Genomic DNA, 20,161 nt, shown 5'->3' on the forward strand with positions numbered 1-20,161 from the left:
ACTACTCACGCTTCCGCCACGGCAGAGAGCCGAGCAGCCGACGTGCGGGTGATCGTGAAACTAGAAGCTGAGTGCCTTCACGCTCGCTGCCGGAAAGGATGTCAGGGTCACCAAAATCAAAATCTTCAGCACGCGGCAGTCCGTGGGGCAGCAGCGCTGCGGACTCGGCAAGCACTTCATCCTCTGTCACTGCCAGCGCATCCTCCTCAATCGCCACAGATGGCAGGTGAGCATGGATGTCAGGCTTGGTCGCAGGCGCGGCCAGGCGGCTGGGGACGACGAGGCCGCCAGAGAAGATGAGCTTCATCGCATCTTCGACGCTCAGTGGAGCATCGGTGAGTTGCTCCAGCGGCACCACGAGGAGAAGGCCCGTCATCGGACTCAGCGCACCAGGGATGAAGACGGCGGCGAGCACCTTGTTTTGCTGTGGGTCCAGATACTGACCGGTGACGAAACCGAGCATCTTCATGTCACCCGAGGGGTAATCGACATAGACCACACGCTTGAAGTTCTGTCGTCCACCCAGGCCTTTGAAGCCGTCGATCACCTGCTTCATCGTCTTATAAATGAAGGAAGCGATGGGCACGCGCATGAGCAGGCGATCAATGGCGCTGACGACGCGCACGCCGAGCACATGAGTGGCCATGACACCAAGAGCCACAAAGACGATCACCGGAATGAGAAAGCCAACGAAGTTGACGACCTGCTTGTAGGTCTCACCCGCTGGATCGACGACCGTACGGCCTTCGATCTCATTGATCTTCAGGGCCAGGAACTCGATGGCGGGCTCACTCCAGCCATGGAGAAGATGGTAGGCACTGGTCAGCACCCAAAAGGTGATCAGCAAAGGCAGCGCCACTGCCAGACCCGCAAAGAATTTGTTCCGCAACCACACGAAGGGGTTACGGATCACTGGAGCTGGACTGGACACCGGGGGAGGCATAGATGGGATACGATGGTAGTGTCGATGATGTCGCGCCTTGTTCAATCAACATCACCGACGAACTCACGCCGCCCGTGAGGTCATCCATTCACGCAGAGCCGCCTGCCAAGATCTCACAGGCTCTCCGAGCAAGCCCGCCAGCCGCTCATTTGACATCAAGGTGTGTCGCGGACGACGTGCGATGAAGTGGGGAAAATCATCGAGGCGATTGCCCTTCACCACGACCGGATGATCGAGCAAACCCAGCTCATGAGCCAGATCGAGCACGGTCTGGGCATAGCTTTGCCAAGAGGCTGTGCCGCTGTTGCAGAGATGCAGCACGCCAGAGACTGCGGGGCTTTTTTGCCAAAGAACCTCCAGCCAGCAGGCGATGTCATGCATACTCGTCGGCGCGCTCCATTTATCCCCGATGGCCTCCACGTCCCTGCCCTCACGTGCCGTGCGCAGCATCTGCTCAGGAAAGGAATTCCCACCGCCAAACAACCATGACACCCGCGCCACAAGTGCTCGGGAACAAGCCGCCATCACCGCCCGTTCACCTTCGAGCTTGGTGGAGCCATAGTGATTCACCGGCTCTGTTTTCATGTCTTCAGTCAATCTGCCCTCCACCTCGCCACCGAAGACATAGTCTGTGCTGATCTGGATCATTCGCGCCCCGCGCCGCTGACATTCCGCAGCCATCACCGCCGGAGATTCAGCATTCACACGCTGCGCCAGCTCAGGCTCACGCGCACAGACATCAGGGCTGGTCATGCCTGCGGAGTTGATCAGCAGATCGAAGTCCATCTCACGCAAACCAGCGCTCAATGACTCGGGCCGGGCGAGGTCCAGCATACCACGACCCGGACACATCAATTCATGACGAAGCGCATAGTGCCTCGCCAGAACTCCCCCGAGTCTGCCGGTGGTTCCCGTGATCAAAAGTTTCATGCGCTCACTCATGTCCCGCATCCCTGAAGACTCCTCCGCTGCTTGCAATCACTTTCCTGGCATCCATCATGCGCTAGAACGCCCTCCTAATCACTCATGCCTCAGCCCACCATCGCCATCATCGGAGCCGGATTATCCGGTCTCGCATGTGCGCGATTACTGGCCAAAGCAGGTGTGCCATTCACCCTCTACGAATCAGCCGATGCCGTCGGCGGACGTGTGCGCTCGGATCGAGTCGATGGCTTCACCCTTGATCGCGGCTTCCAAGTGCTGCTCCCCGCCTACCCTGAGGCTCGCCGGGTGCTCGACTATGACGGGCTCGATCTCTGTCCGCTCTACCGAGGCGCTGAGATCTACTTTAAAAACCGCCTGCATCGCCTTGCCGATCCTTTTCAGCATCCACTCGATGCCTTGAAGAACCTGGGCGATGACTTCATCCCCTGGCGTGACAAATGGCAAACCCTTGTCCTTTGGAAGGAATCCGCCGACACCAAAACCATCGAACGCCGGCTGCCGGAAATCGAAACTGAAGACTACCTCCACGATTTCGGCTTCAGCGAGGCGATGATCGACCGCTTCTTCCGCCCCTTTTTTGGCGGCGTGTTTCTGGAAAAAGACCTCCGCACCTCAGTGCGCATGTTTTTCTTTCTCTACTCCATGTTCCGCCGCAGTGGCGCAGCCATCCCGGCAGCAGGAATGCAGGCCATCCCTGATCAACTCGCCGTCGCCCTGCCCCCAGGATCACTCAAGCTCAACACTCCCGTCAGTACCGTCCGAAGAGGCGAGATCACCCTTTCCACCGGCGAGATCGTGCGCGCGGATCACATTATCCTAGCCGTCAGTGAAGACGTCGCACACCGACTCCTTCCGGACACAGGCGTGGAAAAGCCCAAGCCGGGACGCAGCACGACCTGCCTTTATTTCACCACGGATCAGTCCCTGCCACGCGAAGCCATCCTGTATCTCGATGGCGACAACCGCGGCCCCGTGAACAATGCCTGCGTGCTCAGCAATGCTTCGCCAAGCCTCGCTCCGAAAGGTCAGCATCTCATCAGCACAAGCATCGTCGGCGCTCCATCGAGCGCCGAACTCGAAGACGTGGTGCGTGATCAAATGACGCGCTGGTTTGGCCCCGGTGCACGCCAGTGGAAACACCTCCGCACCTACCAGATCCGCAACGCCCAGCCTGAAAGCCGCCAGCTCCAGCTCGGTGATGAATCACTGAGCACCGTGCTCGAACCGGGTCTGTATCGCTGCGGAGATTATGTGGAGGATGCCTCTATCAACGGCGCTCTCATCAGCGGACGCCATGCAGCCGAAGCCGTGCTCGCGAGTATCGTTTGAAAGACCTGCGCTCGGGTTCCCGTCGCAGTCTGGCAATGAATCTCCGACCGCTTTACCTCCTCGCGCTTGTCCTCAGTCCAATCCTGTCCACCGCGGCCACTTTCCGCGCCGGAGTCGCTACGGTGGATATTTCGCCCACGGAGTTCCCGCGCATCATCGCTGGCGGGTTTCTTGAAGGGCGGGGCGAAAAGCTCGCGGACAAGCTCTTCGTGCGCAGTTTCGTGCTCGATGACGGGAAGATGAAGATCGCCTTCGCCATCGTGGATACCTGCATGATGGAGCAGTCGCTCATCGATGAGGCCAAAGGCATCGCGTCGAAGCAGTGCGGCATCCCGGTGGATCGCATGATGGTCAGCGCCACTCACACGCACTCCGCGCCCGCCGCGATGGGCTGCCTCGGCACGCGAAAGGACACGGTGTATGCGAAGTTCCTCACGCCGAAGATCGCCGAGGCCATCGTGGCGGCGAATGCGGCGCTGCAACCGGCCCGCATCGGCTGGGGCTCGTTCGACGACTGGGAGCACACGCACAATCGCCGCTGGATCAGGCTACCGGGCAAAGAAGTCGTCGATCCCTTCGGCCAGCCCACCGGCCGTGCGAACATGCACCCCGGCTACCTCAGCAAGGACGTCGTCGGCCCCAGCGGCCCCGTCGATCCGCAGCTCAGCGTCATCGCGCTGCAAACGCTCGATGGCAAACCGCTCGGCGTGCTGGCGAACTACTCGCAGCACTACTTCGGCAGCGGCCCGGTGTCCGCCGACTACTATGGCCACTTCTGCCGACACCTCGCTGCCAAAATGGGCCAGCAGGGTGATGGCAACGGCCCCTTCGTCTGCGCCATGAGCCAGGGCACCAGCGGCGACCAGATGTGGATGGACTACGGCGCGGAGAAAAAGACGATCACCATCGACCACTACGCCGCCGAGGTCGCCGACAGCGCCCTGAAGGCCTTGCAAACCGTGAAATATGTCGATCACGCCCCGCTCGGCATGATCGAGAAGACGCTGGAGCTCAAGTATCGCGTCCCCGACGAAAAACGCCTCGCCTGGGCACGCCCCATCGCCGCGAAGATCGAAAACGACGTGCCGAAGAACAAAGAGGAAGTCTATGCGAGAGAGGCGCTGATTTTGCACGAGCGGCAAAAGACGAGCGTGAAGCTGCAATCGATTCGGATTGGCGACCTGAGCATCGCCACGCTGCCGAACGAGGTGTATGCGATCACGGGGTTGAAGCTTCGGGAGATGTCGCCGCTTGGAACGCACTTCAACATCGAGTTGGCGAATGGAGCCACAGGTTACATTCCACCGCCTGAGCAGCACACACTCGGTGGTTACACGACATGGCCTGCCCGCACCGCAGGTCTCGAAGTAAAGGCCGAACCTTCCATGGTCGACACCTTGAGCGAATCCATCGCTCAGATCGCGGGCAAGCCTTCACGCCCCATTCGTCCATCAGACAGCTCTTATTCCAGCGAAACACTCGCTTCGAAGCCAGCTTCCTATTTCCGCTGCGATGACGCTCGTTCGACACTGACCGACGAAGTGGGGGTAGAGGCCAAATTGATCGGCGGACATGCTTTTTATCTGCCAGGAGCCGGTTCTGGTCTTGGCTACGATGAAGAGTCTGCCTTGAAGCCCTCGCCTTTCTCCAGTTCTCACACAATCAATCGCTCCATCCACCTCGCTGGCGGCCATCTTAAAACTTCCAACCTGAAACTTGGAACTCAGGCTTCCATCGCCCTCTGGTTCTGGCTCGGCCACGAGAGCGGCGCGAGTGATCGCGCGGGCGAGTTGATCAATGCGCTGGGGGTTAGCTTGAAGGCGCATCAAGACGCGCAGCATCATGTGAGGCTCACCATTGGCGGTGAAGAGACGAAAGAGGATCTTTTCGCCGACGACTGGCATTTCGCCGTGCTCATTCGCAATGGCGAAAACGTGCGCGTGCATCTCGATGGCAGTGAAAAGCCCGTTTTGACCGGAAAGGCCGGGAAAGCGGAGAGTAAGGTGCTTTTCGGCAAAGGGCTCGACGGACGGCTGGATGAGATCACCGTTTGGGATCGCGTGGTGGAGCCGGAGTTGATCGCGAAGCTTTGGAACATCTCGAAAGTAGCCGATGACAACGCGCGACATGCCGTCGCACGGAAGGAAAAGGCCGAGCGAGCGCAGGTGCAGACCTCGGCATCGTTGAAGGGGCATGAGAACTGGTCGGCGTCGATGCGCTTCCGCAACACGAAGGCGAATAACGTCAGTGCCGTGACGGCTTACCTCATCTCACGCGGGCCAAAGGGCGATTCGCAGGCTCCGGGGGATCACCTTGGCATCGGCGGCACTTACAAAGATTCGCTGCCAGGCAGGCTGTTTGTCTTCAATGGCAACGCAGCGGATCAAATCGTGCGCGGGACGACGGTGATCGAGCCTGGCTCGTGGAATGACGTGAAGATGGAACGCATTGGCTCGCGGGTGAAGGTGATGCTGAATGGCAAGGTGGAGATCGACGCCGAGTTGCCCGTCACCGCGCCGGGCGCGAAGGAAATGTTCTTTGGGAAGCGCTGCGATGACCTCGCGCCGCTGGAAGGCGCGTTTGAAAAGGTCGAGGTGGCTGGTTTGGAAAAACCCGCCGCTGCTGCACCTGCGCCGAAGATCGAATTGGCCTCGCAGCCTCTCTCCCCAGAGGAATCCTCGAAGAAGTGGCATGTGCGTGAGGGGTATCGCATCGAGCTTGTCGCGGCGGAGCCGGTGGTGCTCGATCCGGTGGCGTTTGATTGGGATGAGCAGGGCCGCCTGTGGGTCATCGAGATGGCGGACTACCCGCTCGGCATGGATGGCAATGGCAAGGCCGGTGGTCGTGTGGTGCGACTGGAGGACACGGACCGCGACGGTCGCTACGACAAGCGCAGCGTCATCGTCAGCGATTTGAGCTATCCCACCGGCATCCTCACCTGGCGTGAAGGCGTGATTGTCACCGCCGCGCCGGACATCTTTTTCATTTCGCCGGATGGCACGAAGAAGGCGCTCTACACCGGCTTCAGCACCGGCAATCAGCAGCTCCGCGTGAACGGCCTGCGCTGGGGCATGGATGGCTGGGTGTATTGCGCCGCCGGAGCGCATCACGGCGGCTACAATAAAGGCACTCAAATTGAATGCAAGCTCACCGGCGAGAAGATCGACCTCGGCAGCCGCGATTTCCGTTTCAAGCCAGACACGGGCGAGTTTGATCCGCAGAGCGGCCCCTCGCAGTTCGGTCGTGCCCGTGACGACTGGGGCCACTGGTTCGGCGTGCAGAACAGTTTCCCGCTCTGGCACTATGTGTTGCAGGATCACTACCTGCGCCGAAATCCGCACGTCATCCCGCCGGACCCGATCCATCAGCTCTTCCCTCGCAATCCGCCCGTCTATCCCGCCAGCAGCATGGAGAAGCGTTTCCACAGCTTCGACCAGGCCGGACGCTTCACCAGCGCCTGCGGCATCGAGGTGTATCGCGATGTCGTGCTGTTTGATGATGGGAAGACGCATGCCTTCACCTGCGAGCCGTTTGCCAATCTGGTTCAGCATCATGTGCTGGAGGATGATGAAGTAACGTTCAAGGCGACGCGCGATCCCGCCGAGTCGAAGACGGACTTCCTCGCCAGCGAAGACCGCTGGTGCCGCCCCGTCATGGTCCGCAACGGCCCCGACGGCGCGCTGTGGATCGCTGACATGTATCGCTACATGATCGAGCACCCGCAGTGGCTGCCGCAAAACGGCAAAGACGAGCTCCTGCCGCACTACCGCGAAGGAGATGACAAGGGACGGATTTGGCGGGTTGTTAAAGACTCTTTTGGATCACAACCAGTCTTCGAATGGGACAACCTCCCTATTAACCTTGATTCTTCCAATGGCTGGCTCAGAGACAAAGCGCAGATGAAAGCGTTATGGAGCGGAGTCGGCGATGCTTTGATCGCCGGCGCAGCCAACGTCAAAGCTCAAACAGCATGGACGCTTCTCATACAAGGCAAGCTGAAGACTTCCGACTGCATGAAGCTCCTCGGAGACGAGTCTGCGCATGTTCGGGAACAAGCCCTTCAAATGGCCGAGAAGCTCGAATGGAAGGGCGACGACTCGTTGCCACTCCATGCCGCTCTCGCGAAGCTCGTAAACGACAAGTACGAGAAGGTGCGGTTGCAACTGGCGTGCTCGTTGGGGGAGTTGAAGTTTGAGTGGGCGGCGGATTTGCTGGCGGAGTTTTTGAATGCAGTTCCGGCGGGATCATCGTTGCAAGGGGCGGCGATGAGTTCGGTGCTGCCGCATTTGGAGCGGGTTTGTGAAAGGTTCCCAGAAGGTGGTGAGCCGGAAAACAACGGGGCGATCGGGAAGCTGTTCCAGTGCGCTTTGGCGGAGAAGAACGAAAAAGCTATCGCAGCGCTGATGTCGCATTTGGAGGCTAAAATGCATGCGGTGGAGATTCTGGCTGTCCTCAATGAAAAAGACCTCTCGTTGGCTCAATTCGCGAAGCAGGTGAGTTCGCCGGAGGCGCAGGCGGGATTGAAGAAGATGGCGGACATGCTCGCAAAGGCGTCGGAGACGGTCAAAACGGCGAAGGAGGCTCCGCCGATGGCGGAGCTGGCGCTGCTGGCCTCGGATCGCGAGCATCGAGAGATGGTGCGTGAGTTGTTGCCGGAGCTTTGGGCGAAGACGGGCAGCGCGGAGGTGCTTCGACTGGTGGGACGACTGCAACCGAGGTATGGGCAGACATTTTTGCTGGAGCGCTTTGAGGAGCGCACGCCGACGGTGCGCGGTCAGATCATCGAGACGCTGCTCTCGAACGATGCGTGGACGCTAGCGCTGTTGAATCGCCCTGAGGCGAAGGCTTGTGACGCGGCGACGCGGGCACGATTGATGAAGCATCCGAAGAAGAACATCGCGCAAATGGCGGAGAAGGTGTTTGCGGACTCGACGAGCGCCACGCGGGCAGCGGTGGTGGAGAAGTTCAAACCGGCGCTGAAGCTGACGGGCGATGCTGTGAAGGGGAAGGTCGTTTTCTCGCAGGTGTGCATCAGTTGCCACAAACTCGACGGCATGGGCCTAGAACTCGGCCCTGACCTCCGCAGTGTGGTGCAGCATGACGCGGAGAAGTTGCTCAACTCCATCCTCGACCCAAGCGCGATCATCGAGCCGGGCTTCATGGCGTATCATTGCACGCTGAAGAATGGCGAGCAGCTCTATGGCGTCATCGCTACCGAAACGAGCGCGAGTTTGACGCTGAAGATGGCCGGGAACCTGACGAAGTCGGTGCTGCGAAGCGAGATCTCAAGTTTGAAGAGCACGGGCACGTCACTGATGCCGGAGGGGCTGGAGGTGGTGATGACGCCTCAGTCGCTGGCGGATTTGATCGCTTATCTAAAGGTGGCTCGCTGACCCGCCTTACTCTTTGCCGAGCGCGTGCTTCACGATCTGCTCGGCATGTTTGATGGGAAGGGAGTAATGTCCCTCATGCTCGAACCAGTGAGTAGTGGTGTGAGGCATGAGGGCTGAGATTTGCTCTGTGTACTTCCAGGAGATGTTTCTGTCCTCTTTGCCATGCCAGAAGTGGATGAGTGTTTCGATGCTGCTGACTTCAAATCCCCATTCGCTGAGGTAGATGTCAGCATCGGCGATGACCATTCGCGGCCCACGGCGAAGTGCCTCAACGATGCCATGACGGACAACATCGAATGTATGCGGATCAGAGAGCACACCACGGTCTTCCTTTCCCAGCATGAGCATGAGCCACTTGAGTGGGGCTTTGTCCGGCTTTCCACTGGAGATGACTTTCCCAAAACGGAGTAATCCGCCGAGCAGCCAGGGACAGAAGGTCCGCAGGCGAATCATGAGACGATAGACCCAGAACATGTGCTGAAAGCCAAGGAACATCAGCGGCGGTGCACCACAGACCACTGTGGCAGTGAGAATGCGCTCAGGAAATGCCTTGGCTGTGGCTAAAACATAGGGCCCTCCTCCCGACCAGCCCATGAGGTGGAACTTGTCCGCGCCCACATGGGCTGCGAGTTGCTCCAAAGTCTCCGGCCAGTCGAGCAGTTCGCGTTTGGGCTGAAATTCAGACAGGCCGATGCCCGGTCTGTCTGGAGCGATGAGTCGAAGGCCGTGACGCTTCGCCACATCATCCATGAGTGCCCCCTGAACCCGCGCACTCGGCCAGCCGTGATAATAAAACATCACGGCCCCCTGAGGATCGCCATACTCAGCGTATCCAAGGGTGAGTCCGTTTCTAAGCTGAAAAGAGTGATCCGACATGAAAGGCGCGGAGACTAGACTGGTAGAGTGGATGTGCAAGACGTGGTCTTAAGTCACAAATCAGAGACTTTTCTCTCCCAGTAGAACGCTGCTGCTGGGCACAGGCTCATGGCGCAGGCCGAACTGCTTCACCGCACGATCCTGGAGATGCGAGATGGCTTCTTCGACACTGTCCGTCCAGCAGATGAGTTCGACATCTTCAGGACTGATCGTCGAGCCTTTGAGCATGTGGTCCACGAGGTTCTTCATCTCACTCCAGAACTCCGTGCCCATGACCACGACGGGGAAGTTTTTCACTTTCTTCGTTTGGATCAGCGTAAGGGCTTCAAACATCTCATCCAGAGTGCCGAAGCCGCCGGGCATGATGACAAAACCATAGCTGTATTTCATGAGCAGCACCTTGCGGACAAAGAAGTACTTCATCGTCACCCAGCGGTCGAGCCAGGGATTGTGCTTCTGCTCAAAGGGCAGCTCGATGTTACAACCGACACTGCGTCCACCGACATCCTTGGCACCACGATTGGCTGCCTCCATGATGCCTGGGCCGCCGCCTGTCATGACAGTAAAGCCCATCTTCGCGATCTCCGCGCCCAGCTTTCGCGCCAGCTTGTAGTATGGATGGTCCTCCTCGAAACGCGCCGAGCCGAAGACGGTGATGCACGGTCCCACGAAGTGCAGTGCGCGGACTCCTTTGATGAATTCCCAGGCCACATCCAAGATCTGCTTGAGTTCCTGAAGACGACGGTTCGGGCCACTTAGCATGGACCGATCCACGAGTTGCTGAATGAAGATCTCTTCCTCCTGCTTTTCTGCGGGAGTTGGCGGCTGGACAACTGACGTAGGCAGCAGACCGGACACGGACTCTTTTTCTTTCCTCTGCAACGGAGACTGGGGAGCAATCATGATGATGTCAATATGAGTCAGAAATAGGCTCATGGATTCAAAAATCATCCATCAGGGTGGCTCTTTTTTTGCTCTGCTGATGTTTCGCTGAGAGCTGATTGACTTGCGTCTCGCACTTCACACCATGAATCCTCTATGGGACTCTTCGACTCTCTCGCCAAACAAGCCATGGGCAGCCTTCTCGGCGGCAACAGCGGCCAACCTTCCGACTTATTAACTTCACTTCTCAATCAGGCCGGAGGTCTTCCAGGTCTGAAGCAGAAGTTCAATCAGGCAGGCTTGACGGAAGTCTTTGCCTCCTGGGTTTCCACGGGTGAAAACAAGACTGTTCAGCCAGCCCAAATGGAGCAGGCGCTCGGTGCGGACGCTGTGGCTGATCTAGCCCAGAAGCTAGGACTGAATGTGAACATGGTGCTGCCGCTCATCAGCCAGTTCCTCCCCCAGGTCATCGACAAACTCACACCCAAGGGCGTGGTCGAAGATCAGCAGCCTTCCAGCGATCAACTCCAAAATGTGCTCGCCAGCGTGATGAAAGGCGGCCTGGGAAGCTTCTTCGGAGGTCGCTCCTAATCCTGCCTCATGGTCACCGACGTCCAGATCACCAAGCGCAAGGAGTTCCTGCCGCTCACTGATGAACTGGAAACCTACCTCGATCAGTTCGGACGACGCTACTCACTGCCCGCGACTTACCAGGACCTACTGAACTTCACGGAAAGCTACCCGCTCGACGACAAAAACGGCAATCCCACACACTGGTCCACGGTGCTGTATCCTCGTGAGGTGCAGCAGGATCTCTATCCGCGTCTGACGAGCATCTACTCCCTCCTACGCACGGGTGATCTCCACGCCGTGCCGCATCTTTACGTGGAGCGACTGGACTACTGTGAGTTTGGCAATTCGCGCCCCTTTCGCGTGCGGGTGGTCAACCAGTACAACGACAACTACGATCACCTTTATGTGAAACGCGCCGATGCTTCGCGTGTGTATGGCCTGGAACTGGAACATCTGCTTTCCCCAAACCGGATCAACTACCTCGCGCACAGTGGCACGCTGGTGGAAGAGCACATCGCCGGCATCCCAGGGGATGCCTTCATCCGGGATTACCTGGATCGCCCAGACATTAACGAGGTCCGTATCGCCAAAGAGTTCGTGAAGTTCAGCGAGCGTTGCTTCATCCGCCTGCTCGGAGATATGCGCAGCTACAACTACGTCATCGACATCACGCCCGACTTCGAGGACTTACAGTATCGCGTCCGCGCCATCGACTTTGACCAGCAGAGCTACGAGGGGCGCCGCACGCTCTATCTCCCGCAGTTTTTCAAAGAGAACAATCCAGTCGTCAAACTCTGCACCAAGTGCCTGAACGTACCGACCATGCATCAGTATCAGGATGAGGAGCGCACCCTCATCGCCCGCCGATACATCAGCGAGCACCAGCGCATCCATAACCTGCTCGACTGCATGAAGGCCAACCCCATGGAACCGCCGGAGAAAATGCAGCAGCTCGCCCGTGAACTCGGCGAACATCATAACACCGACCGCTTCAAGTCCTGCGCGAGCATGGGCGATGTGGTGGAGCGAAATCTTGAATTCACTCTCGGAAGACATCTGACTTAATGTAGAGGAGAGAAACGCCTCTCCACGCTGCACATGTCCACCCGCCGCTCCTTTCTCCTCTCATCAGGTGCCGCCGCACTCACCGGCTGCCAGATGTCATCTCCGCAAATCATGCCCACAGCACAGGGCGGCCCCTTCATGCTGGGGATCGATATGCTCGCGGCGCGGAACTTTGACCTGCTTCGCGGACGCCGCGTGGGACTCATCACCAATCATACAGCCTACACCAGCCGAGGTGAAATGACGCGAGTCGCGATGAAACGTGCACTAGGTACCGGGCTCGTGGCCCTCTATGGACCGGAGCATGGCATCGACGGCCATGTTCCTGCGGGAAAGCACATCGCCACCAAGCGGGATTCCGTCACTGGCCTGATCGTTCACTCCCTCTACGGCCCCACCCGCAAACCCACACCACAGCAACTTGCCGCCATCGACACCCTCGTCTTTGACGTGCAGGACATCGGCTGCCGCAGCTACACTTATATTAGCACCATGGTCGTGGCGATGGAAGCCGCCGCTGAGCAGGGCAAAACCTTTATCGTGCTTGATCGCCCGAACCCAATGGGTGGCTGGCGCGTCGAAGGCCCTCCTGTCGAATCGCGCTGGAAGTCCTTCGTCAGCCAGATCCCCATTCCTTATGTTCACGGCATGACCGTCGGCGAACTTGCCATGATGACTGCCGCAAACGGCTGGATCTCACGCTCTCCAAAGCTCACCGTGGTGAAAATGCAGAGCTGGGGCCGGAACATGGCCTGGGGAAACACCGGACTGCGCTGGCATGCCACCTCCCCCAACATCCCCCACGCCACATCGCCGCTCTACTATGTGGCCACCGGAATGCTGGGTGGAGCTGCTGCCGTCGATGTCGGTATCGGCACCGAAAATCCCTTTGGCTATGCAGGCGGCAGCGGCGTCAATCCTCAGGCCATGCTGGCTGCATGCCGTGGTTTCGGAGCCAGCGGAGTCAGCTTTTCCCCCTATTCACGGAATGGCTTCGGTGGCGTCCGTCTGAACATCCACCCTCATGCCCAGGCCAATCTTACCGGCCTGGATGTCCAGATGCTGGATGCCGTCAACCGACTCACAAGCGGTCGTGCGCTTGTCCGAATGAGCGGAGATAAGCTCAACCTTTTCCACAAAGTCTATGGCAGTGAGTCCCTTTACACCCAGCTCCGCCACGGAGTGCCTGCCAGCCGGATCATTGCCGGATGGGCTGGTTACACCTCATCCTTTCGGAGTGCCCGCCAGAGATACTTGATGTATGCCTGAAGAATGAAATCCTTGAATTCATCAGAAACGAAAGCTCCTGCAATGGCCCGGAAAAGGCTTTGTTCTCTGTGAAATAAAGGTTTCAGAAAAAAGATCACCAGAACATTGACACTCAACACGCAGCCCTCTTATATTCCATTCCCATGCTCAGGCAAATAATCGGACAACCCAACGAAAGTCAAAAGGACACACGTGCTGAAACACCCGCGCCAGCCTCACCGGCTGAACGCGCTCCACTGCTCTCCACCCATGCTCCTGCTGCACAACCTCAACGCGCCACCTCATCTTCTTTCTCTATGACATCCAGCAAAAATGTCCTCGCCAACGACGTCGAAATCAAAGGCTCCATCAAATTCTCCCATGACCTCATCATTGACGGTAAAATCGAAGGCGAAGTCGTCTCCGATGGCAGCCTCACCGTCGGTGAAAACGCGCTGATCAAGGGTGAAGTCAAGACACGCTCGGTCATCATCTTCGGCAAGGTCGAAGGCAATATCACCGTCGCTGAGCGCTGCGAACTCAAGAGCAACGCCATCCTCGTCGGAGACATCGCCGCTGGCACTCTCTCCATCGAAGAGGGTGCGACATTCATGGGTCAATCCTCCGTGGGTAAAAAAGCCGATGCTCCCAAACCTGCTGGCGGCCCCCGCCCCCAACCTTAATTAGCGACTCCCTTCGTGTTTCGAAGACTTTTCGGCCCGAAAAGTGATCGCCCGACACCACCTAAAGGACAAATTGAGGTGGTGTGTCCGACCTGTGGCGCGGCTCAGTTTGAGCCGCGCCTTGTTGTTTCCACTTTTTGCAAAAAGTGTGGCGTCCATCTCTCCATCACCCGTGGCAAAGTCTCTGCTTCGGGAGTGAGCCGCGCAGGTGGCAAAATCGATAACAGTGCCTGGGATACCCCGGCTCCGGCGAAGGAACCAACCAGCCAGCCCACAGCTCAGGTGCCTCAAACCAGCAGGCGAACACTCACACCGATCAACGCTGCCCACGCCGAGCCAGAGCAGCTCGAGTTCGCGAAGCCCATTTCTCAAGAAGAAGAGGCCGAGGGTGGTTTCGGGGTCTTCCTCAAACAGCAGGCAGCATCCAGCCCAGAGCCTTTGCCAGCAGCCCAAGTGCCTGAAGTCATCACCGAAGCACCACCTGAGCCCAGGGTGCTGGAAGCTCCGGTAGCGCGCCGTCCGCAATCCAACTCCCCGCCGCCCACCCCTGCACCGGAGCCCATGTCCGCCAGCACGCTGCAAAAAATGCGGGACCAGGGCGTCTATCGAAACGCCTACTTCAAAGACGCGGACTGTTTTGAATGCGGTCATAAATTCAAAGTTAGCCGTTCCTCCCGCTCCGCCAACTGCCCCCATTGCGGCTCTCTCATCTCCCTCGAAGACATTGAGATCAACATGGCCACCAATCAGGCTATCAAAACGCGTGGAGATGTCCTCATCCGCAAGCGCGGCCATCTCTCCACCGATCTCATCATCTGCCGGGACATCCGCTGCCAGGGCATCGTCGAGGCCAATATCCAAGCCAGCGGTGATGCCGTCTTTCGCACCGTCGGAAACATCATTGGCGAGGTACACTGCAAACGCTTCATCATCGAAAAAGGAGCGGATGTTACCTTCCTAAACCTCATCCATGCCGAGGAGACAGACATCCAGGCCAAGATCACTGGCACCATCCTTTGCACCGGCCCCCTAACCATCGGCAAAGATGGTGCCGTCTTTGGCGATGTCACCGCCCGCTCGATCAATATCGAACCCGGCGGCGAACTCAACGGTGCCATGAACATTGTGCGCACCCAGACCATGCCCAGGCCGGCGATTTAGAGCGTCCGTCTGCCGTGCAGCGCCTGGTAAAGCGTCAGCTCATCTGCGTGATCCAGCCCGCCACCTGCGGGCAAACCCTGCGCCAGTCGAGTCACCGCCAGTCCCTCCGCTCGCAGAAGATCGTGGAGATAACTGGCCGTCGCCTCGCCCTCCACGTCCGAGCCCACGGCCAGGATCACCTCCTCCGCCTGCACGCGCTTCACGCGCTCCAGCAGCGGCTCGATCCGCAGATCCTCCGGCGTCACATTGTCCAGTGGGGAGAGCTTCCCGCCGAGCACATGGTACATTCCGTGAAACGCTCCCGACCTCTCCAGCCGCAATACGTCCGCCGCCTGCTCAACCACACAGATCAGCCGCTGCTGGCGCTTCGGATTGTGGCACAGCGCACATTCTTCCTCACGCTCGATGAAAAAGCCGCAGTCATCGCAGGCATGAACCCGCGCCGTGGCCTCTTTTAAAGCATCCACCATCGGCTCGATGCGCCCGCCGTCCTGCATCAGCCAGAGCATCAGCCGCTCGGCACTGCGCGGGCCCAGGCCTGGCAGCGACTTCAGTTGGGCAATCAGGCGGCGCAGCGGCGGAGGATAGTCGAGGGCGGCCATGGCAGTGCAGATCAGGCCTTCTCCAGCATCACCACGCCCGCCTCGGCGGGCATCGCGACCTTGCGGTAAAAACAAGTCGGACGGCTCGTGTGGCAGCAGCCACCACCACGCTGCTTCACCCGCAGGATCAGCGCATCCTGGTCACAGTCCGTGCGGATCTCGATCACATCCTGAAACTCACCACTCGTAGCACCCTTGTGCCAGCGTTCCTTCCGACTCCGGCTATAATACACCGCCTGGCCGAGCACCAGCGTCTCACGCAGCGTGTCCGCATTCATGTATGCCAGCATCAGCGGCTCGTTCGTGTCGGCATCCACCGCCATCGCCGCGATCAGACCATGCTCGTCAAACTTCGGCGCGAAGGCCAGACCTTCTTCGATGGTTTGCTTGGAGTCACGGGGGCCGAACTGGAGGGAAGACGCTTCTATCATGGGACGGCGGAGATAACCCCGCCGCCCGCCTTTGCCAAAACGAAAATGCTTTTGTTCGACATCGCCGGGCCACACGCTAAAAAGGCCGCTCCACTGCCCTCCGGGCCGTCTTTTCACCCGTGTACGCCGACTCCTCCATGCCCGGTTTCCTGCTCTCCTTCGAAGGCTCCGAAGGTTGTGGCAAGTCCACCCAAATCCGCCTCCTCCAGCAGCACCTCGAAAGCACCGGCCAGAGCGTCGTGATCCTTCGCGAGCCCGGCGGCACCGAGATCGGCGAGGAGATCCGCCACCTCCTCCAGCACGCCAAGACCGGCACCGCCATGACCCCGGAGACCGAGCTCCTTCTCTTCGCCGCCAGCCGTGCGCAGATCGTTCGGGAAAAGGTCCGCCCCCTCCTCGCTTCCGGCACCTTTGTCATCCTGGACCGTTTCCTCGACTCCACCACCGTCTATCAGGGTCTCGCCCGCGGGCTGCCGCTCGACGCCGTCCGTGCCATCAACACTTTCGCCACCGGCGGCACACTCCCCCAGCTCACCGTCCTGCTCGATCTCGAAACCGACACCGCCTGGCAGCGTATCCACGCCACCGGCCGCGAGCTTGACCGCATGGAGAGTCAACCCCGCGAGTTCTACGAAAAAGTCCGCCAGGGCTACCTCACCCTCGCGCGTGCTGAGCCCGCCCGCATCGCCATCGTCGATGCCTCGCACAGCCCCGAAGCCGTCCATGGCGAAATCCTGAAGCTCGTCGAGACTCACCGCCATGCCGTATAAAGCCGACCACGCGCTCAGCCTCCTCACCCGTGCCCAGAAGCTCGGACGCATGGCCCACGCCTACCTCATCAGCGGCCCCCGCGAGGCCGGCTTGGAGGACTTCGCTTCCTCCGTCCTCAGTCTCGTCAGCCCCGTCCGCCACCGCAGCCTCGACGACTGGGCGCAGGATGGCGCCGTCATCCTTCGCCCCCAAAGCAAATCACGCCGCATCTCCGTTGGCGATGACGCCAGCGAGGTCGGCACCATCCGCTTCCTGGAGCGCATGATCCATCGCACCACCGCCCCCGGCGGGCACAAGCTCGGCATCATTGTCGATGCCGAGCGCATGACCATCCCCGCGCAAAACGCCTTTCTCAAAACCCTCGAAGAGCCGCCGCCCCGCACCCTCATCCTCCTCATCAGCAACCATCCCGAGCAGCTCCTCACCACCATCCTCTCCCGCGTCATCCAGATGCCCCTCCTGCCCCCCGCAGGCGTCCGCCAGTTTGACGAACACGAGATGAAGCTCCTCGCCGTACTCCAGCAGCTCGCCAACCGCTCCACCGGCGGCATCGGAGCTGCCCTCGGATTAAAGACGGACTTCCAGTCCGTGATCGATGACCTCTACGATGAGATCAAAAAGGAGCAGGAGGAGGAGTTCGAAAAGGAGCAGGACCACTACGCCAAAACCACTGACGGCACCTGGCTGAAGCAGCGGGAAGAAGAGGTCAGCGCCCAGATCGAAGCCCGTTACCTCCAGCGCCGCGATGCCCTCATGGATCTCGTCCTCGCCTGGATGGGCGACGTCGCCCGCCAGCAGGTGGGCGCTGCGAACCTCGACCTCCCCCAGTTCCAGCACGCCACCGCCCGCCTCGCCGAGCAGTGGAAACCCGAGGAGACAACCCAGCGCCTCCGGGCCATCCGCCAGCTCGAGCAACACCTGCACACAAACGTCAACGAAGGCCTCGCCCTTGAAGTCGCCTTCATTCAGGCCTTTGGGAAGTAAGGGATGAGCCTGCTCTGCTGATCCAGGCTTGCAGCGGATGACAGGTCGTGGGATGGGAGGGGCTGACCATGCCTGACTCACGCCTAGTGCTCGCCATTGATCTCTCCACGCCGCGTGGGGTGTTGGCCGTGGTGCGCGGTGACCTAGTGCTGTTTGAAGCGACGTTTCAATCGGAGCGCTCGCACAATGCGCAGGTCTTTGCCCCGCTGGGCGAGGCGTTGGATGCGATGCCGGCGAACGAAAAAGCCGTCATGGTGGTGGGCACGGGGCCAGGATCATACACGGGCGTGCGGATCAGCATCGCGGCGGCGCAGGGAATTGCCTTGTCCCGTGGCTGGGAGCTGCTGGGCTGGCCCTCCATCGCCACCTCTGAACTCGCCAGTTACGCTGTGCTGGGAGATGCCCGGCGAGGCCAGTTTTATCATGCACTCATCCATGACGGACGCATGACTCATGCTCCAGTCCTCGTCCCGGCGGAAAAAGCCACCGCGCTCGTGGCAGACGGTGGCACCTGGCTGAGCTACGATGAGCGTGCGCCTCTTGGCTTGCCAGTGACCATGGCCACGCCTGACGCCGCAGCGCTCGGAAAGTTCATCTCACGTCTGCCTGAAGCGGAGTTTCAGCAGGGCTGCACAGCCACACTGGAGCCCTTTTATTTGCAGGAAGCATTCATTACCGTAGCCCGAAAAGCAGGCAAGCACGTTCCTCCTGTGTGAGAATCCTGACAGCGCAGACAGACATCTCTTTCAGAACGCGTGTTGACGGCGGAGACTCAACCAGCTACGAAAACGACTTCTTTACCGCCAAATGTCATCTCCCCAGGATTCCCGCATTCTCATTGTGGACGCCGACTCAGATTTTCTGAGCTGGGCTTGCAGCCATTTGAAAGCGCCAGGCGTGACTGTCGTCACCGCGGAACGTGCGGAAGAAGCCGTGGCTTCCTACCAGAAGCTCCGTGCAGATCTCGTGCTGGCGGAAGTACGTCTTCCGGGCACGAACGGCATCGAGCTGCTCAAGCGCCTGCGCATGAATGACCCAAACGCCATGGTCATCCTCTTCAGCGGTCTGGCGAGCAACAGCAATGTGATCGAGGCGATGCGTCTCGGTGCCTACGATGTGCTGGGCAAGGAAAAGCTGCCCTACGAGCTGCGCACCGTCGTCGAAAGCGCCCTGAGGGCCAATGAGTCCCGCCGCGTGACCCGCGCCCTGGCTGCCGAGGTGCCCGCCGAGACCATTCAGGAGACCATCATCGGACGCTCGGCCCCAATCCAGGAAGTCTTTAAAATGATCGGCCGCGTCTCCCGCAGTGATGCGCCGGTGATGATCACGGGCGAGAGCGGCTGCGGGAAGGAACTCGTGGCCCGTGCAGTCCACAAATTCAGCCCGCGTTCGCCGAAGGAGTTTGTGGGGATCAACATCACCTCCATCCCGGACAATCTGATGGAGAGCGAGCTCTTCGGGCATGAGAAGGGTAGCTTCACAGGTGCCGTGACCCAGCGTGTGGGCCGCTTTGAGCAGTGCGATGGCGGCACTCTTTTTCTCGATGAGATCGGAGACATGCCGCTGGCCGTGCAGAGCAAGCTGCTGCGCGTGCTCCAGGAAGGTGAGTTTTGCCGTGTGGGCAGCAATCAGACGCTGAAGTGTGATGTGCGCATCCTGGCAGCGACGAACAAGGATCTCGAAACCGAAGTGTCCAAGGGCACCTTCCGAGAAGACCTTTTTTACCGCCTGAACGTCGTGCGCATCCACATCCCACCGCTGCGTGAACGCCGCGACGATGTGCGGTTGCTGGCGGAGTTTTTCCTTCAGCGCCAGTCAGCACGCCGTCGTGGACCGCTCATGCGTTTCACTGAAGATGCACTCGGCCTGCTCGAAGCCTACGACTGGCCGGGCAATGTGCGTGAACTGGAAAACACCATCCAGCGTGCCTGCGCTCTGGCAAACTCGGACGTGCTCCTGCCCTCGGACATCCCGCTGGGCAGCATCGCGAACAGCCGCTTCACCCATCCGGCAAACACGGTGACACGGATGAAGGACGCACTCTCCATGCTCATCAGCGTGGCGCAGACACAGCCTGACATTGACCTCATTCCCTGGGTGGAAAAAGAACTCTGTCGCCTGGCCTACCGCCACTACGAAGATGACATCGGCAAGACCGCCAAGTTCCTCGGCATCTCTGCTGAGGATCTACAGACCCAGCTAGATCTGACGCCATCTGGAAAGTCGCCCAAGAAGCCTGTAGGCAAGAAAGCGGCGTGAGTTGAGCGACTTACGC

The 20,161-nt window shown here is 59.4% G+C and carries 17 protein-coding genes; 11 read left to right on the forward strand and 6 right to left on the reverse strand.

Features of this window, described 5'->3' with window-relative positions; translation table 11 throughout:
- Position 1: 1 nt before the first annotated feature.
- Together AC6FTP_RS04110 and AC6FTP_RS04115 are read right to left on the reverse strand one after the other, a co-directional pair.
- The gene (locus AC6FTP_RS04110) at positions 2-943 is read right to left on the reverse strand and encodes a DUF502 domain-containing protein (RefSeq protein WP_497205633.1); all 942 of its coding nucleotides are present in this window, start codon (positions 941-943) and stop codon (positions 2-4) included.
- A gap of 63 nt (positions 944-1,006) precedes the next feature.
- Positions 1,007-1,873: an SDR family oxidoreductase gene (locus tag AC6FTP_RS04115; protein WP_497205634.1), complete on the reverse strand. Its 867-nt coding sequence runs from the start codon at positions 1,871-1,873 to the stop codon at positions 1,007-1,009.
- A gap of 96 nt (positions 1,874-1,969) precedes the next feature.
- Between AC6FTP_RS04115 and AC6FTP_RS04120 the strand changes: the two genes are divergently transcribed.
- Together AC6FTP_RS04120 and AC6FTP_RS04125 are read left to right on the forward strand one after the other, a co-directional pair.
- On the forward strand, positions 1,970-3,217 hold the full coding sequence (locus AC6FTP_RS04120; RefSeq protein WP_497205635.1) for an NAD(P)/FAD-dependent oxidoreductase: 1,248 nt from the start codon (positions 1,970-1,972) through the stop codon (positions 3,215-3,217).
- A gap of 35 nt (positions 3,218-3,252) precedes the next feature.
- Complete coding sequence (locus tag AC6FTP_RS04125; protein WP_497205636.1) at positions 3,253-8,610, forward strand: PVC-type heme-binding CxxCH protein; 5,358 nt, start codon at positions 3,253-3,255, stop codon at positions 8,608-8,610.
- Between the two features lie 6 nt (positions 8,611-8,616).
- Here the strand turns inward: AC6FTP_RS04125 and AC6FTP_RS04130 are convergent, their stop codons facing one another.
- Entirely contained in the window at positions 8,617-9,486 is an 870-nt protein-coding gene (locus AC6FTP_RS04130; RefSeq protein WP_497203561.1) for an alpha/beta hydrolase, read from the reverse strand.
- 60 nt (positions 9,487-9,546) lie between these two features.
- Positions 9,547-10,389 carry an LOG family protein gene (locus tag AC6FTP_RS04135; RefSeq protein ID WP_497203562.1) on the reverse strand — a complete coding sequence of 281 codons (843 nt, stop codon included), beginning with the start codon at positions 10,387-10,389 and terminating at the stop codon, positions 9,547-9,549.
- Positions 10,390-10,524: 135 nt separating this feature from the next.
- On the opposite strand from AC6FTP_RS04135, the gene AC6FTP_RS04140 reads away from it, so the two are divergent.
- From AC6FTP_RS04140 to AC6FTP_RS04160, 5 genes are all read left to right on the forward strand, one after another.
- On the forward strand, positions 10,525-10,959 hold the full coding sequence (locus tag AC6FTP_RS04140) for a YidB family protein (RefSeq protein ID WP_497203563.1): 435 nt from the start codon (positions 10,525-10,527) through the stop codon (positions 10,957-10,959).
- Between the two features lie 9 nt (positions 10,960-10,968).
- Positions 10,969-12,006: a hypothetical protein gene (locus tag AC6FTP_RS04145; RefSeq protein WP_497205637.1), complete on the forward strand. Its 1,038-nt coding sequence runs from the start codon at positions 10,969-10,971 to the stop codon at positions 12,004-12,006.
- 33 nt (positions 12,007-12,039) lie between these two features.
- On the forward strand, positions 12,040-13,275 hold the full coding sequence (locus tag AC6FTP_RS04150; protein ID WP_497205638.1) for an exo-beta-N-acetylmuramidase NamZ family protein: 1,236 nt from the start codon (positions 12,040-12,042) through the stop codon (positions 13,273-13,275).
- Between the two features lie 296 nt (positions 13,276-13,571).
- Positions 13,572-13,937 carry a bactofilin family protein gene (locus AC6FTP_RS04155; protein WP_497205639.1) on the forward strand — a complete coding sequence of 122 codons (366 nt, stop codon included), beginning with the start codon at positions 13,572-13,574 and terminating at the stop codon, positions 13,935-13,937.
- A gap of 195 nt (positions 13,938-14,132) precedes the next feature.
- Entirely contained in the window at positions 14,133-15,098 is a 966-nt protein-coding gene (locus AC6FTP_RS04160; protein ID WP_497205640.1) for a bactofilin family protein, read from the forward strand.
- Here AC6FTP_RS04160 and recR read toward each other — a convergent pair.
- The gene (recR, locus tag AC6FTP_RS04165) at positions 15,095-15,700 is read right to left on the reverse strand and encodes a recombination mediator RecR (RefSeq protein WP_497205641.1); all 606 of its coding nucleotides are present in this window, start codon (positions 15,698-15,700) and stop codon (positions 15,095-15,097) included. The genes AC6FTP_RS04160 and recR overlap by 4 nt on opposite strands.
- Before the next feature lie 11 nt (positions 15,701-15,711).
- On the reverse strand, positions 15,712-16,131 hold the full coding sequence (gene hisI / locus AC6FTP_RS04170; protein ID WP_497205642.1) for a phosphoribosyl-AMP cyclohydrolase: 420 nt from the start codon (positions 16,129-16,131) through the stop codon (positions 15,712-15,714).
- Positions 16,132-16,268: 137 nt separating this feature from the next.
- On the opposite strand from hisI, the gene tmk reads away from it, so the two are divergent.
- The 4 genes from tmk (at position 16,269) to AC6FTP_RS04190 (ending at position 20,145) form a co-directional block, all read left to right on the forward strand.
- Positions 16,269-16,901: a dTMP kinase gene (gene tmk, locus AC6FTP_RS04175; protein ID WP_497205643.1), complete on the forward strand. Its 633-nt coding sequence runs from the start codon at positions 16,269-16,271 to the stop codon at positions 16,899-16,901.
- On the forward strand, positions 16,891-17,886 hold the full coding sequence (locus AC6FTP_RS04180) for a DNA polymerase III delta subunit-related protein (RefSeq protein WP_497205644.1): 996 nt from the start codon (positions 16,891-16,893) through the stop codon (positions 17,884-17,886). The genes tmk and AC6FTP_RS04180 overlap by 11 nt, the downstream gene beginning before the upstream one ends.
- Before the next feature lie 68 nt (positions 17,887-17,954).
- The gene (gene tsaB, locus AC6FTP_RS04185; protein WP_497205645.1) at positions 17,955-18,602 is read left to right on the forward strand and encodes a tRNA (adenosine(37)-N6)-threonylcarbamoyltransferase complex dimerization subunit type 1 TsaB; all 648 of its coding nucleotides are present in this window, start codon (positions 17,955-17,957) and stop codon (positions 18,600-18,602) included.
- Positions 18,603-18,693: 91 nt separating this feature from the next.
- Positions 18,694-20,145, forward strand: coding sequence for a sigma-54-dependent transcriptional regulator (locus AC6FTP_RS04190; RefSeq protein WP_497205646.1), 1,452 nt, complete (start codon positions 18,694-18,696; stop codon positions 20,143-20,145).
- Positions 20,146-20,161: the final 16 nt, after the last annotated feature.

The sequence above is a fragment of the Prosthecobacter sp. genome, assembly GCF_044378005.1.
Taxonomy (GTDB): domain Bacteria; phylum Verrucomicrobiota; class Verrucomicrobiia; order Verrucomicrobiales; family Verrucomicrobiaceae; genus Prosthecobacter.

What these genes read in the sequence shown, in the direction of transcription:
- AC6FTP_RS04110 (WP_497205633.1), bottom strand. Translation starts at nt 943, where the DNA reads ATGCCTCCCCCGGTGTCCAGTCCAGCTCCAGTGATCCGTAACCCCTTC.
- AC6FTP_RS04115 (WP_497205634.1), bottom strand. Translation starts at nt 1,873, where the DNA reads ATGAAACTTTTGATCACGGGAACCACCGGCAGACTCGGGGGAGTTCTG.
- AC6FTP_RS04120 (WP_497205635.1), top strand. Translation starts at nt 1,970, where the DNA reads ATGCCTCAGCCCACCATCGCCATCATCGGAGCCGGATTATCCGGTCTC.
- AC6FTP_RS04125 (WP_497205636.1), top strand. Translation starts at nt 3,253, where the DNA reads ATGAATCTCCGACCGCTTTACCTCCTCGCGCTTGTCCTCAGTCCAATC.
- AC6FTP_RS04130 (WP_497203561.1), bottom strand. Translation starts at nt 9,486, where the DNA reads ATGTCGGATCACTCTTTTCAGCTTAGAAACGGACTCACCCTTGGATAC.
- AC6FTP_RS04135 (WP_497203562.1), bottom strand. Translation starts at nt 10,389, where the DNA reads ATGATTGCTCCCCAGTCTCCGTTGCAGAGGAAAGAAAAAGAGTCCGTG.
- AC6FTP_RS04140 (WP_497203563.1), top strand. Translation starts at nt 10,525, where the DNA reads ATGGGACTCTTCGACTCTCTCGCCAAACAAGCCATGGGCAGCCTTCTC.
- AC6FTP_RS04145 (WP_497205637.1), top strand. Translation starts at nt 10,969, where the DNA reads ATGGTCACCGACGTCCAGATCACCAAGCGCAAGGAGTTCCTGCCGCTC.
- AC6FTP_RS04150 (WP_497205638.1), top strand. Translation starts at nt 12,040, where the DNA reads ATGTCCACCCGCCGCTCCTTTCTCCTCTCATCAGGTGCCGCCGCACTC.
- AC6FTP_RS04155 (WP_497205639.1), top strand. Translation starts at nt 13,572, where the DNA reads ATGACATCCAGCAAAAATGTCCTCGCCAACGACGTCGAAATCAAAGGC.
- recR (WP_497205641.1), bottom strand. Translation starts at nt 15,700, where the DNA reads ATGGCCGCCCTCGACTATCCTCCGCCGCTGCGCCGCCTGATTGCCCAA.
- hisI (WP_497205642.1), bottom strand. Translation starts at nt 16,131, where the DNA reads ATGATAGAAGCGTCTTCCCTCCAGTTCGGCCCCCGTGACTCCAAGCAA.
- tmk (WP_497205643.1), top strand. Translation starts at nt 16,269, where the DNA reads ATGCCCGGTTTCCTGCTCTCCTTCGAAGGCTCCGAAGGTTGTGGCAAG.
- AC6FTP_RS04180 (WP_497205644.1), top strand. Translation starts at nt 16,891, where the DNA reads ATGCCGTATAAAGCCGACCACGCGCTCAGCCTCCTCACCCGTGCCCAG.
- tsaB (WP_497205645.1), top strand. Translation starts at nt 17,955, where the DNA reads ATGCCTGACTCACGCCTAGTGCTCGCCATTGATCTCTCCACGCCGCGT.
- AC6FTP_RS04190 (WP_497205646.1), top strand. Translation starts at nt 18,694, where the DNA reads ATGTCATCTCCCCAGGATTCCCGCATTCTCATTGTGGACGCCGACTCA.